This is a genomic window from Cupriavidus pampae (genome assembly GCF_914271485.1).
Classification (GTDB): Bacteria; Pseudomonadota; Gammaproteobacteria; order Burkholderiales; family Burkholderiaceae; genus Cupriavidus; species Cupriavidus pampae.
The window spans coordinates 120,679-134,255 of sequence record NZ_CAJZAG010000012.1 but is presented as its reverse complement, the minus strand read 5'-3'; the positions used below and the strand labels follow the sequence as shown (position 1 = coordinate 134,255).

General features: G+C 60.5%; 14 protein-coding genes. All 14 read left to right on the top strand.

Annotation, left to right across the window (positions count from 1 at the left end; genetic code table 11):
- Positions 1 to 4 precede the first annotated feature (4 nt).
- The 14 genes from LDO41_RS27870 (at position 5) to LDO41_RS27805 (ending at position 13,555) form a co-directional block, all read left to right on the top strand.
- On the top strand, positions 5 to 568 hold the full coding sequence (locus LDO41_RS27870; protein ID WP_223994211.1) for a hypothetical protein: 564 nt from the start codon (positions 5 to 7) through the stop codon (positions 566 to 568).
- Between the two features lie 27 nt (positions 569 to 595).
- Positions 596 to 955, top strand: coding sequence for a hypothetical protein (locus tag LDO41_RS27865; RefSeq protein WP_223994210.1), 360 nt, complete (start codon positions 596 to 598; stop codon positions 953 to 955).
- Between the two features lie 4 nt (positions 956 to 959).
- Entirely contained in the window at positions 960 to 1,769 is an 810-nt protein-coding gene (locus LDO41_RS27860; protein WP_223994209.1) for an HNH endonuclease, read from the top strand.
- Positions 1,766 to 3,001, top strand: coding sequence for a hypothetical protein (locus tag LDO41_RS27855; protein WP_223994208.1), 1,236 nt, complete (start codon positions 1,766 to 1,768; stop codon positions 2,999 to 3,001). The genes LDO41_RS27860 and LDO41_RS27855 overlap by 4 nt, the downstream gene beginning before the upstream one ends.
- Positions 2,985 to 3,182 (top strand): hypothetical protein, encoded by a 198-nt coding sequence (locus LDO41_RS27850; protein ID WP_223994206.1) that lies wholly within the window; start codon positions 2,985 to 2,987, stop codon positions 3,180 to 3,182. The genes LDO41_RS27855 and LDO41_RS27850 overlap by 17 nt, the downstream gene beginning before the upstream one ends.
- A 9-nt stretch (positions 3,183 to 3,191) precedes the next feature.
- Positions 3,192 to 6,299 carry an IcmB protein gene (locus tag LDO41_RS27845; protein ID WP_223994205.1) on the top strand — a complete coding sequence of 1,036 codons (3,108 nt, stop codon included), beginning with the start codon at positions 3,192 to 3,194 and terminating at the stop codon, positions 6,297 to 6,299.
- A gap of 3 nt (positions 6,300 to 6,302) precedes the next feature.
- A complete protein-coding gene (locus LDO41_RS27840) occupies positions 6,303 to 9,833 on the top strand; it encodes a type IV secretory system conjugative DNA transfer family protein (protein ID WP_223994204.1) in 3,531 nt (1,176 codons plus the stop codon).
- 150 nt (positions 9,834 to 9,983) lie between these two features.
- Entirely contained in the window at positions 9,984 to 10,334 is a 351-nt protein-coding gene (locus LDO41_RS27835) for a hypothetical protein (RefSeq protein WP_223994203.1), read from the top strand.
- Between the two features lie 164 nt (positions 10,335 to 10,498).
- Entirely contained in the window at positions 10,499 to 10,903 is a 405-nt protein-coding gene (locus LDO41_RS27830; protein WP_223994202.1) for a hypothetical protein, read from the top strand.
- Positions 10,891 to 11,259, top strand: coding sequence for a helix-turn-helix domain-containing protein (locus tag LDO41_RS27825; RefSeq protein WP_223994201.1), 369 nt, complete (start codon positions 10,891 to 10,893; stop codon positions 11,257 to 11,259). The genes LDO41_RS27830 and LDO41_RS27825 overlap by 13 nt, the downstream gene beginning before the upstream one ends.
- Positions 11,256 to 11,459, top strand: coding sequence for a DUF3717 domain-containing protein (locus LDO41_RS27820; RefSeq protein WP_223994200.1), 204 nt, complete (start codon positions 11,256 to 11,258; stop codon positions 11,457 to 11,459). Before LDO41_RS27825 ends, LDO41_RS27820 begins: the two co-directional genes overlap by 4 nt.
- Entirely contained in the window at positions 11,447 to 11,941 is a 495-nt protein-coding gene (locus tag LDO41_RS27815; RefSeq protein WP_223994199.1) for a lysozyme family protein, read from the top strand. The genes LDO41_RS27820 and LDO41_RS27815 overlap by 13 nt, the downstream gene beginning before the upstream one ends.
- Positions 11,934 to 12,833, top strand: coding sequence for a DsbC family protein (locus tag LDO41_RS27810; RefSeq protein WP_223994198.1), 900 nt, complete (start codon positions 11,934 to 11,936; stop codon positions 12,831 to 12,833). Before LDO41_RS27815 ends, LDO41_RS27810 begins: the two co-directional genes overlap by 8 nt.
- Positions 12,830 to 13,555 carry a hypothetical protein gene (locus LDO41_RS27805; RefSeq protein ID WP_223994196.1) on the top strand — a complete coding sequence of 242 codons (726 nt, stop codon included), beginning with the start codon at positions 12,830 to 12,832 and terminating at the stop codon, positions 13,553 to 13,555. The genes LDO41_RS27810 and LDO41_RS27805 overlap by 4 nt, the downstream gene beginning before the upstream one ends.
- The last annotated feature ends 22 nt before the right edge of the window (positions 13,556 to 13,577 follow it).

Genomic DNA, 13,577 nt, shown 5'->3' with positions numbered 1-13,577 from the left:
AGCGATGAACAACCAGTCCAGCTGGTCCGACTTTCTCCAGATTCTCGTGAACCTGTCGGGCGCATTCCCGGCCATCTTCGCGTTTCTGATTGTCCTCATCGCAGCCATCGGCGTCGTGCTGTTCTGCCAAGGCATCTATGCCTTCTACGTCATCAACAACAACGACGGCCGCACGCCAACCGGCAGGACCGTCTCGTACACCGGCGCGGTGTCGAGCCTACTGACTGGGGCTTTGCTGACCAGCCTGCTCTACATCACGGCCGTCACCAAGAACACCCTTCTCGGCACCGAAGTAAACAATGGGGCCTTGGGCTTGAATGGGTCCGGTATGACGGCTACGCAGCAGGCCGCGATTGCGGCGATCTTCGGGCTGTTTGCGATTCTGGGCCTGTTGGCCTCCGGTCGCGGTTGGATGCTCCTCAATCGCTACTACAACGGCGTTGAGAAGGAGTGGGGCGGTGCAATTGCCTATGTCATCGGCGGTTGCCTGTGCATCTACATGGAGGAGTTTCTGGCCAAGATGTCGCTATGGACTGGATTCGACTTCGTCAAGATCTTTATTTTCTGATTCACCACGTACCTCGGGAGGTTAGCAATGAAAAAGCTGTACGAAAGGCTGATGGCTCTGACCATGATCGGCTACGCATCAACCGGTAGCGCGCAGACTGGACTGAAACTGGACGACATGAAAAACTCGACCGGCGCCGGTAACAATGACCTGACCGCGACCTTCACCAAAGCTAAGACGGTTACCCAATCCGGTATCGACACGTGGGTAATTGTTTTTACTGCATTGGGCGTCATCATCTTCTGTCTGAGCCTCTATGGTCTCTACAAGGCCGGCAAGGAAGAGCGCGAGAACCCGAAGGGCGCGTTCATTGGCCTTGTAGTCGGCGCGGCCATGACGATCGCCACGCTGCTGCTGGGCTACACTCGCAACACGATCGCGACCTGAGCATATGGCCAAGCTCCGTACGCTTCCACCGCTGCTGATGGCTGCAAAACGCAAGGTCTGGCGCATGCACGACCATGCGGGCGAGGCCGACAAGGCTTTTCAGAAGGTACGGGGCCCGGTACTTGAGGCCGCAGGGTATTCGTGTGAATTCTGCGGCCTCAAGTCTGACAAGTACCAAGAGGTGCACCACCTCGACGACGATCATGCCAACAACGCCAAGGAAAATTTGGCGTGCGCGTGTCCGCTTTGTCATCAAGTGTTCCACATCGGCATGGCCGGTATGCGCGATGGTGGCTACGTCATCGCCATGCCAGAGCTTTCTCAGGCCGAGCTGAACCAGCTGTGTCTCGTGATGTGGATCGTCGAGAAGACCGACGCTTCGCAATTCAGCCAAGAGCACAAGCTCATGCACCAGAACCTCTTCATGCACGTCAAGTCGCTCGGGAGCCTGTTGGTGAACCGTCGCGCGAACGTGAAGAACCGCTTCAGTGCGCTGCTCGAAGCCAATGGGCAATCGAAGGAATTCACCAAGCGACTTAGCTTGGAGACCATCGGACCGTCCCTGCTGGCTAACGTCTTGATGCAGCTGACGGACGACGAGTACGCCCGCCGTGGCGAACTGCTGGGCAGTCTGCGGCTGATGCCTCGCCCCGAGCGATTCGACGCCCAGTTCAAGTTCTGGTCCGAAGACCAGCAGCGCAAGATGCCCATCCACGCGTGGTACAGCATTCTGCAAGACGAGCAATTCGCTGCTCTTGTTCAGAGCACGCTTGCGAACGTGGCCCGCATACACGATCAGGACAGCGCCGTATGACGCAGCAACGATTTGGCGTCGTGCTCTTCGACGATGCCGCGAGCAAGCGCCGCACCGGCGCGACGCGCGCCGCGACCGACGGCTTTGCATCGATCGAGGGTGGGCGCGCACGCCGCATCAAGACCGTGACGGAGCTCGAATCGGACGTGAAGTGGCTCACCAATTTCGAATTTCTTGACTTCAACAGCAACTCGTTGGGTCGGCATCCGAACCTCTATTCGTCGGGCTTTCTCCGCTCCGACGTGAAAGGACTGTGCGACGAGTTTGGTCTCGGCCCGGATCAGATGGCCGTCGATCGCGCCGCAGAACTGCTGTCCGGTCTCTTCATGCGCACAATGCGCATCGCGACCCAGACGCTCAAGCTGGATCTCGAAGCGGAGATGCCAAAGGGCATCACCAAGACACTCGCAGAGTACATCGGGTTGCGTTATCCGGTGACCGGGCGCATCAGCCAAGATCTGAACGAAGCGATGGAGCGGGGATATCAAAAGTGGCATGCGGTCATGAGCCGGCCGCGCAAGGACTGGCGCAGCATATCGTTGCGCCGGCCGCGCTACACCCACGCCCTCGACGTGCTGAGCACGCCGGTGCCGAGCAACAACCGTTGGGTGTATCTGCAAAGCGCACGCCTGCCGGCTGGCAGCCGCGACCGTATCGACTGGATCCTCGGAAGCGAGGATATGCCGATGCTGGCTAACGTAATCATCAAGGGGCGTCGCGGCGGACTGGCCGAGCTCATCAGTTTCAGTTCGGGCGCGGCCACGGAGCGCAGCTGGGTGTCGCAACCTGAACTGCTACTGCTCTCTGAGTATTGCGAGATCGAGGTCACGGGCGCATTCGTGTGTGAGGACGGATTCCAGCACCAGAAGGAACTGGATGCGTTTCCCTCACAGGGTGACTTTTCGCTCGCCTCAGCGTCGCTCGGTCTCGTTGTAGAGAACTTCTGGGCATCGCTTGCCAATCCCCGTGTCAACCGGATGGGCAAGAAGGTTTTCCTGCCGCGCGCGATCTGGTACCGGGCGATGGATCGGGTCCTGTCTTTCACCAAGGCGGCCGCGCTCAAGAAAGATGGGTTCGACATCTTCGGCTACGGCTGGGGCAACGTAATCGCCTATTACCCGACGGGCGCGACCGCAGACGTCATCGAAGCTGCGACCGAACACGGTCTGGACGTGCCCGTTTCGAAATATCGCGAATACCAGACGGAGGTGCGCCTTGACGCAGACGAATGAAGACGATGTGGATCCGAACGCGCCCACGAATCGTCAGCTGAAACTGAAAAGCGTGGAGATGCAGGTTCGGCGGAAGGGCGACGGCGAACTGGTGATGCAGCTGGACGCGCTGGCGGCGATCAGCGACAAGGGACAGGCGATTGACGGCATTCAAAAGCTGATGGCCCAGTTGAACGGTTGAAGGAATGCAATGACTAAGCTGATCTCGGATTTTGTCGAAACCATCGAGCACGCAGCATCGCTGCTGATGTCCAAGCTGAAGCAGGATATCAATGACTATTGCGATCTTGAAACGACGACGACCAGTGGTCACCTCGTGGCGAAGAGCGGTGCCATTGGTACGGTCTTGCGGTACCACGGCTACCGTACGCTGCTGGGACAGGAGGACTTCCGCATCCTGACGGACGAAATCACGGCAATGCAAGAGCCGTTCCTCGGGCAGCGTGGGCACCTTGTGCAAGTCGTGCTGATGCGCGACAACGATCCGCATGAGGAATTCCGACGGATCCTCGACCCGATGTACGAGACGGCAGATACGCTCGGGCTCAAGCTCAAAGACCTGCTTGACGAGCGGGTCAACGTCTATGGCGGCCATTGCATGGAAGAGCACGTTTTTATCGTGCTGTGGACCACCAAGGCTGTGCTGTCTCGCGAAGAGCTCAAGCTGTCGGCCGCCGAAGCGAAGTCGTTTCGCGAAACCTACAAGGTGCCGCCGATGCGCAATGCGCAGAATCTGCTGCGGCCCTTGCGATACCTCGAAGACCGCCACGAGACGTTTGTCAGTCGTGTGGTGTATGAGCTCACGCGCCTACGCGCTTCCGTCGAAATCGTGGATGCCGGTGAAGCCATCTGCGAGCAGAGCCGGTTCCTGTACCGTTCGCGCCCCAAGAGCTGGCGCCCAATCCTCCGGGGCGATGACAAGATCGCGCTGTGGAAGCGCAATCGTCGGCCCAAGGACGTCAGCGAATTCATGTTTCCGCGACTGGACGACCAGATATTCCTCGCTCCGGCCGAAATCGGGCCGAAAGGGAAGAGCGATTCTCACGATGGCGTCGTGACCGACACCCGCGCGGTGCGGTTCTCGGACCGGACCTTTGCGCCGGTGGGCGTCAAAATTCCGCAGCGCCGTCCGGTCATCTTCCAGTCCCTGTTTCGTTCGTTGAACAACATGGCCGCCGAGGAACTGATTAAGGGGCAGCGGGTGAAGCGCCGCGTACCCTACGCCGTCAGTTTCCTGCTCGAAGGCGACGGCCTGCGTGTGTTTGATCTCAAGTCGTCGTTCGCTGCGATCATGGCATTCACGCAGAGCAATCGTAATCTTTCGGCAGCCGCGAGCGGGCTCCGCGCATACAAGGACGCCGGCCAAGGCAGCATTGTCAAGATGCACATCATGGCGCTCACTTGGGCGAAGCACGATGATGCCGACTGCCTCATGATGCGGCGGTCCAAACTGTCGTCGGCAATTCAGAACTGGGGCAGCATGACGCCGGAAGAGGAGCTCGGAGATCCGATCGCGGGCGTGATGAGCGCGGTTCCCGGGATGACGCTCAACTCCATTGCGGTCGCCTCGGCGCCGCCGCTGGAGACGGCAATCCAGATGCTTCCGCTCGCGAGGCCTGCGAGCCCGTTCCCGAAAGGCACCACCCTGTTCCGGACCTTGGACGGGAAGGTGTTGCCATACGAGTTCTTCTCGACGCTGCAAAGCACATGGATCTCGTTGTACTTTGGTGGCCCGGGCTCGGGGAAATCGGTCCTTGCGAACCGGCTCAACACGGAAATGTGTCTGATGCCGGGCCTCAAGCGACTGCCATTCATCTGCGTGATCGACATCGGCATTTCATCAGCCGGCTTCATCAGCCTCATCAAGGACGCGCTGCCGGACGACCAGAAACATCAGGCAGTCTACGTGCGCTTGCAGAACGACAAGCGCTACGCCATGAATCAGGCCGATACGCAACTGGGTCTGCGACTGCCGTTGCCCCGTGAGAAGGAGCAGTTGCGTACATTCCTGTTGCTCTGTGTCACGCCGGCCGAGCGTGGCACTGCGCACACGTTCATGCCGCAACTGATTTCCGAAGTCGTCGACTTCACGTATATCCAGTGCTCGGATCAGGATGAGCGGGGTAACCCGAAGAAATTCAACCCGAATTGGAATGAGACGGTGCTCAAGGAAGTGAAGGCCTACGATATCCCCTACAACGATGCCACAACGTGGTGGGAGATCGTTGACGCGCTTTTTGACAAAGGCCGCTACTACGCCGCCTCAGTCGCGCAGCGCTATGCAGTTCCCACGATGACCGACTTCTTGAACGTCGCATCGAGCCAGAAGATCACCGATTCCCATCCTGCCGATTGCGTAGACGAGTTCGTCCGCATGATCCGCACGCTTGAATACGAGATATTCAAGGGCAACACGAGGTTCGATGTCGGCGAATCGCGTGTGATGGCATTGGACCTGCAGGATGTCGTGCCGACGGGCTCGCCTGCAGCGCGCAAGCAGGCCACGGCCATGTATATGGCCGCGATGAATTCCTTCACGCGCAAGTTTTCGGTTATTAAGGAGGATCTGGACAGCATCCCCGAGAAGTACCGTGGCTATCATGCCGGCCGCGTGGAAGAGTACGGGGAAGAGTACAAGCGGCTCTTTGTCGACGAGTATCACAAGACCGGGCCGCAAGGCGCGGCCACCGAAGAAAAATTCTCTGCGATGCTGCGGGAATTCATCACGGTGTTCGGGCGTGAGTCGCGAAAGTGGATGCTGGAGATCGCGCTAGCTAGCCAGTTGCCGGACGATTTCAAGGAGCTGGCCGAACTGGCAACCTCCATCTTCATTCTCGACCAAGGCAACGAAACGACCCGTCGCAAAATTCGCGACATCTTCTCGCTGTCCGAAACCGAAGAGCGCGCGCTGAAGAACTACGTGAAGGGGGCAAAGCGGGAAGGCGCGACCATTCTCGCGAAGATCAAAACAAAGGACGGCGAGCTCAGCCAGTTGATGACGGCTTCGAGCGGCGGCTTGGAGCTCTGGGCCCTGTCTACCACCGGCGAGGACCGCGCGCTGCGCAACAAGCTGTACAGCGCCATGCCGCCGATCGAGGCGCGTCGCATCTTGAAACGTCGCTTCCCTGAGGGCGGTTGCAAAGACTATGTGATGGCCCAGCGCACGCTGTCACAGGCCGAGCGCAATGATGGCTTCGTGGATGACGATATCGATTCGTCCACCATCCAGCGCTTGGCTGCAGAGCTCACCGCCGAATGGAAGCTCGGGCTGGCTGAGGCCGCCGATGAGGCCGTATAAGCCATGGTGACCAAGTACACCGGGATCGAAGTCGGTCAGGAACAGTCCGTCAGCCGGCTACGGCCGGACGTGCGGCGATTCTCGACGCGCGCGAGCGACTTCTTCAACACCACGGACGGCGTGTTGGCTACCATGCTCGGTGTGCCAGTCGCTGCGATCTTACTGATGAAGGTGCCACTGGCCAGCGAATTGCTGTTGCTGGCCATGGTGATCTTCTACCGCACGTACGTGAGCCCCGGCAAGGCGGTGAGCCGGCGCGGCGGGTTCTGGTGGCTGTGGGACCGCATCTTTGAGACCCAGAAGATCCGTAAGTATGATTTTCCGTACCGTGTCCCCCAACAGGCGAATGCCTACGACGGCTCAATGCCAAAGGATCGGCCGAGCAAGGGCAAGGGCATCACCTTTCTGGGCTACGAGATCTCCAGCAAGCTGGGGATCTACTCCGGCGATTCGGATCTGCGGACCCACATGTTGGTACTCGGTACGACGGGCTCCGGCAAGACCGAATTCCTGCTGGGGTTGGTCTATAACGCGCTCATCCAGAACTCCGGCTTTATCTACACCGACGGTAAGGGCGATGTGGCCTTGTGGAACAACGTCTTCCGTCTGGCACGCTACATCGGCCGTGAGTACGATCTTGTGCTCATCAACTTCCTGACCTCAGGCCGAGACTTTCTGGACAAGCAGTACGACCGCACGACAAACACGATGAACCCATTCGCGCTGGGTTCGTCTGGCATGCTGATCGAGCTCATCATCTCCCTGATGGATGACAGTGGCGGCGGCGGGGACATGTGGAAGGGGCGTGCGATTGCATTCGTGGCCGGCCTCACGCGCGCGCTGACATTCCTGCGTGACCGGGGTTATCTGCTGCTGGAGGCGAACACCTTCATGGACTTCATGAAGGAGCTACCGGTGATCGAGCGGATGTGCTGGGAAAAGAAGATTCCCGGCGCGAATCCCGGCGAGGAAGTCGTGGTGGATGATGCGCTCTTTAATAAGGTACTGGAACCGCTTCAGGCTTTCGTGTTGACCCTACCGGGATACGATCGCCAAAAGATGGCGGCACAAGAGCAGAAGACGTTGGAGCAGTATGGCTTTATCACCATGCAGCTCACGCGTTTGTTTTCGGATTTGTCGTACACCTACGGGTACCTCTTCCAGACCAGTCTGGGGGAGGTCGATATGTATGACGTGGTCATTAACCGACGGATCCTCGTCGTCCTGCTACCCGCGCTGGAACGTGCTCCCGACTCGCTCAAGATGCTGGGCAAGATGATCGTGGGCGCAATCAAGCAGATGATGGCCGGCTGCCTTGGGAATCGAGTGGAAGGGGCTGTGCGGGAAATCGTCGATGCGCGTCCCACGAACGCATCGGTGCCGTACTACGTTGTGCTTGATGAGTACGGCTACTACGCGGTCTTGGGGTTCGCGGTTGCACCCGCTCAGGCTCGTAGTTTGGGTTTCCCGCAGCCAGAAACGGCGTTGGTCAAGATGGCTGATGGCAGTCACAAGACAATGGGCGAGATGCGGATCGGCGACGCTATTTTGCTGCCGACCGGCCGTGCCGCCCCCGTAAGGATGGTGCTCGACCACGGCTTGTTGCCCGTCAGCCGGGTGACGCTGGTAAGTGGGCGGTCGACCGAGGCGGCAAACGTGCACAGCTGGCCGACGCGCGTCGGCGAGCAGCACCTGCTGATGACCACGTTCGATATCCGACTGCGCTTGGCCAAGGGTGACGACGTTGCCCTGTCCTATGTTGATGTGGATGGTCAGATTCGTTGGGAGTCGGTCGCGAGCGTTGTGGACGCCGGCATTTGCGTGTCGCAATGTCTGGTGGTCGATGACGACATGCATTGCTACATGACTGACGACGACATCGTGACGCATAACTGCATCACGTTCGCCGCACAGGATTTCTCCAGCTTGCAGAAGGCATCGAAGGAGGAGGCTGATGCCACGTGGGAAAACACGAACGTGCGAGCGATCGGCCGTCTGACGTCTGGCAGCGAGTCGGAGACTTATCGTCGCGTGGTGGGTGCCGGTGACGAAGCGTTTGTCTACGAAGAGCAACGCAAGACACATGAGGCAGGCCAAGTCTCCAGCGGCTACCTTAGCGACCGCGACGTCAGCATCAAGCAGGCCAAACGGATCACTTACGGCGATCTGTCACATCAGCAGGACGGTGAATTCACGTTCATCATCGGCAAGAAGTCGGACAAGGGAAACGATGGCGTGCGCGTGATACGCGGGAGCTCGTTCTTCACGCAGACCTTTGACAAGAAGGGGAAGCCCGAGCGTCCGAGCTACGTCCGCGTGAATCACTTCCTGAAGGTGGCGCCGCCGCCCCGAGGCGGTCCGCGTAACGATGATCCGACGCTGGTTGAGGAGGTGGAAGAGCTCTTTCTCAAGCTGCTGCGCGAGGGCAAGATCGCCGAGTGCTTCACGACGGATCCGACGCACTTTGCACGCACCCAGAACATGGACGGCCTCTACAAGGCATCGCTGTATATCCGGGGCGCACAGGCGGAGCACCATCTCGATCTGAGCGAGGCAGTGCGCGTGGCGCTGGTGTGCGCCGAGCAGGAAGGGAATATTCAGGCGCGCGGAATGGGCGAGCGTATCGCCCAGATGAAGGCAAATGCCGACGGAGCAACGCCGGCGGCCAGCGAGGGTCTGCGCGATACAGCACGCCTGCTAAGCGAGGCCTCATTTGACGAGGGCCTGCCTGCCAATGCGTCCACGCCTGACACACCGCAGGAAATGGTGCTTGCGCAAGGCATGTCGGCGGCGGATCCATTTGAGGAGGAGGTGCGGCCCACGTCTGCTTCGCTCGCACAAGGAGAGGAGGACGAGACCGGCGGCAGTGCCCCAGCAGTAGGCGCACGGCGTGCATCGTTCGACGATGAGGATGATGATCTGCCAGCAGCCACGCCGGGGCGTGCGGCCTTCACGACGGACGCGGCCACGACCGGTGAGGGGGGTGGGGCCGGCGAGCAAGAAGATACCGGTGCAACAGGCGCATCCGGCGGCTCAGGTGCCTCGGGTGGTGGCAGTGGCGCGGGGGGGATGGGTATGGCTCTTACGCCGGCGGCCGTGGAAGCCGAGGTAGACGATCGCCCGCTCAAGGTGCAGGTCGCCAGTGCAGTGCGCGACTTCATCCTGAACTACGACGTTAGCGCCCTCACGGAGACCCAGTCGCAGGGTGGGTCGCAGACACCGGCACCGGAGAAACTGAGCCTGCTGACGCTGCGGCCGCTGGCGGAAGGCGACGAGCCCGAGGAAATCACCTCGTACCACACGCCAGTCGGTGCCCACGTCGGCACGGCGCTGGCCGACGCTGATATTGCGTTGGGGGCTGCGGACGATCCCCTCGAAGCTCGGGTAAATGCGGGGAAGGATGTCCGTTCGATCGAGAATGCGACCGCGTATGTCGATGGGGCCGTCCCGGAGCCCGTCTCGCAGGACGACTTCGACGACTGGATCGACGCGTTGCACGAGAAAGCGTCAAACTACCGACCGGACATGCTCTGACCATCGGTTCGGCAAGGGGCGGCGAGAAATCGCCGCCCCTATGGTTTTGGCGCAACGCAGAAGAAAAAGAACGTTAAATTTCTATCTCATATCGCGCGTCATGCAGAAATATTGGGTAGAATCCCGAAAATTGTTCGTGGAGCCCTGTTCATGCCCGCTACTGATGCGCAATCTTTCCTGATCGGTCATGCCAGCCGGTTTGTGGCAACGGACGTACAGGCATGGGTCTGGGAGGACGACGACGCCATATTCGGCAAGCGCTCGGCTTGGCAGATCGACGGTGAGGGCACCGCGGTGACGGCTTCCGTAGAGCTGATGGCCGGCCAGCTGCAACTGCACGTTGGCGAACGGGATCTGCACAGCGACGACCAGTCGCTCCAGACCGTGTTCGAGGCGCTGGTGTCGTTCGACGACCGGACCGTCACGATGAACGGCGATGCGCTGCCCTTCGACGACGCCTCGATCGAGCTTGTGATCGACCGGTTCAATGAGGTCGCCTGATGGGATTTTTCCGGTTCGTCGGCCGGCACGCCAAGCAACAGGCACTACATCTGGCCTATGCCACGCATATCGTGGCCGGGGCCCGAATCGTACGCCGGAGCTATCGGCGTGCCTTCGGCCGGACGTGTCCGAAATGCCGCGCCGGGTATCTGCATCCTTTCTCGGTGCCCGTCGATGGCCAGCAGCAACCGTTCCGGGGCTGCGACAACTGTGATTACTACGAAGCCCGCGATGTCCGGCGCGATGACGACAGCCTGAGCCGGTTACGCGAGATTGCCGAAGAGCGCCTGCAGGACATGGGGGGCGAAGAAATTGCTCTTCAGACCCGGCGATTCCGGCGGCTGAGCCGGATCTGGTACGCGCTGGCGCTGCTCGTCGCGGCGGGGGCGCTTGCGCTGGTCATGCTTCAGCTATTTGGACTGACGTTCGTCTTTTTGCTGCTGTTCAGCATCAATCTGGCGGCACAGGGTATGGCGGCAAGTTACCGCTACTGGCAACTGTCGCACCGCACGCTGTTCGTGCGCGGCGCATTCCGCCAATGGTTGAGGAACGGTGAATGGATCATTTGAAGGAAGGAACCTTGGATGAGGTTGTGGCGTTGATGCGCCACTTCCCCGACGCGCCTTCGTTTCTGCTGGCGTTAGCGCAGTGGGGCCGCGAAGACTCGGACTGCCGCGTTGTGACGCGCCGGTTTGGCACGAGCCCGTTATCCGGTCGCGACCTGAAGACCATGCGGACCGGATTGCTGTCCTATACGCAGGATCAGGTCGCCGAGCGGTTCGGTATTTCGAGAAACTCTGTGTCCCGCATCGAAGGCTTCACCCACGAGAATCTGGATCGCAAGGCGTCATACGCCTATCTGGGTCTCCTGTTCACGGACTACGTGGTCGCGCGCATGCTGATGGAACAGGAGCGCAGCGAATGAGCGAGCCCATCACCATCGCGGCGCTCGAAGCCGCGATCAATCGCTGCCTCGCGGCCGACCCGCCGGTGGCGCATGCATTGAATGCGGACGCGCGTCTGCTTGCCGACGTCTACGGTGAATGCATTTTTTTGCAAGCGCATCTGGTGGACCTATCGCGGTTTCCGAAGCAGGCCCAGACCGTCCGCAAATGGCTGGGCTGACGGATCCGAGCTTCTACGCCGTGCAGAAATGGCGACCCGCCAACGAGCAGTGCGTCGTGGCGGCTGCAGTGCGTCGCAACGTGCCCGCCAATGTTCTATTGGCCATCGGCCAGCATGAGGCGGGCAAAGAGGGCAGTGCGATTCGCAACACCGACGGGACAAGAGATTTTGGGCGCGCCGGCATCAACGATGTCTCGGTCGACGAGGTGATGCCTGAGATTGCGCGCTACGGCGTGTCGCGCGATCAGGTGGTCGACGCACTGATGCACGATGGTTGCTACAACTATGAGATGGCCGCTTACCTCCTCTCCAAGCGGCTGGCGAAATGCAAGAGCGATGACTTCTGGTACTGCGCCGCAAGCTATCACTCAAAGACGCCGTCAAAGAATCTGCGATATCAAGGCTTCATCAAGCCGCTGGCCGAGCAGTGGTCGCGTTATATCAAACAGCATTACACCGTCAGGAGCTATTCCCGTGATTAAACCTGTGTCCACGCGTGGCGTGGGGATTATCGCCGCGCTGGTGATGGCAACGACCGCACTGGCCACGGCACCGGCGAGCGCGCAAGCGCAGGCACGTGACGCCGATGCCAAGAAGATTGAGGCGCCTGCGTTCTTTGCCAAGCAGGGCATCAAGGTGCTCGCTTCGCAGCAGGGCCCCGGTGGCCTGCGCGTGTGGCAAGTCGAGCGCGCCGGTGTGAAAACCGTGCTTTACACCACGGCAGATCGCTCGGTGATGCTGTCAGGTGTCCTGTGGGATGCCGCGTCGGGAAAGAACCTTTCGGACGCATTCATTACGGACGAAATTATGGCGTCGGCGGCTGCGGCGGCGCAGGTGCCCGAGGCAACGCCGGCGGCCGCGACGGCGATGGCCAAGCCGGCGGGCGGCCCTTCGGATGCGCTGGCTCAAATCAGCAAGCTGACTGGCATCAAGGAAGGCAATGCGGCGTTCGACAAGACGCTCTACATCATCTTCGATCCGCGATGCCCGCACTGCCACGCGGCCTACCAGAAGACGCGCAAGTATGTGGCCGCCGGCGGCACGATCAAATGGATCCCCTCGACGGTACTCGGGAATCCGGCGGAGGGCGCCAAGTTGATCGCCGACATCATGCAGGCGAAGGATCAGCGCGCGGCGCTGGCCAAGACGATGGGCAAGACGCGCGGCGGCGAGAGCGTGCCCAATGCCCAGACCGTGCAGATCATCGCGGAGAACGAGTCCTACTTCTGGGCGTCGTTCGACCAGAACAAGGGAGCGGGGACTGCCGGCGTGCCGGTGGCCTACTTCGAGACCAAGGACGGCAGCCCTCAGATGGTCGCCGGTATTGACGACGACGCGCTGCTGGTGCGCATTCTTTCGGATATCAAGAAATGACCAATTTCGTACCTCAGTTCCAGATTGCCCCGCGCGCGAATTCGCATGTCGTTGGCCTTATCCTGCCGAGCTGTCCGGAACTGACCGTGGTGCCGGTGATGGCATCGGTGTATGGCGACCTCATTCAGTGGCGGGTAGAACCCGTCGCGGAAGCCATCCGTCTGACAAACGGCACGGAGAAAACCACCGTGGCCACGCTGCAGTTTGCTGACCATCTGTCGGCGGATGGGCGGACCGCGTTGTGCCGGTCGCTGGACAACGCGTTGGCCAGTGCCTTTACGCAGGCAGTTTTTGCACAGCTGCAGAACGGCGGCGTGCCTGCGGCTGCCACGCCGACCCCGGTGGCGAGCGTGGCTGGGGTGCCGGAATTGGCCGGTGGTGTGCTGGCGGCCCCTGCGGGTGGCCGTCTGCGCCGCGCCGGTCGCTGGATGCGTACACACAAGGCTGCAACGCTCGTGGCACTGGTCGCAGTGTGCGGCGGCAGTCTGGCCGCCCATGGCTATCTGACAAAGCCGGCTGCGCAGGACCCCTTTGGCTTTTCGGTCAGTTCGGCCGATCAGCAACGGTTGCAAGAGATGGTGCGGGAGCGAGTGAAGCAGGCGAACGGTGGCGCGAATCTCGGCACGATGGATGGTGAGAGCGTCGCGATCGGTACGATGAAGGCCATGGGGCTGGAACCCGGCAAAGCCAGTGCAGGCTGTCTGGTCGGGGTCAAGCAGTAATGTGGCGCTTGCGCAGCCCCTA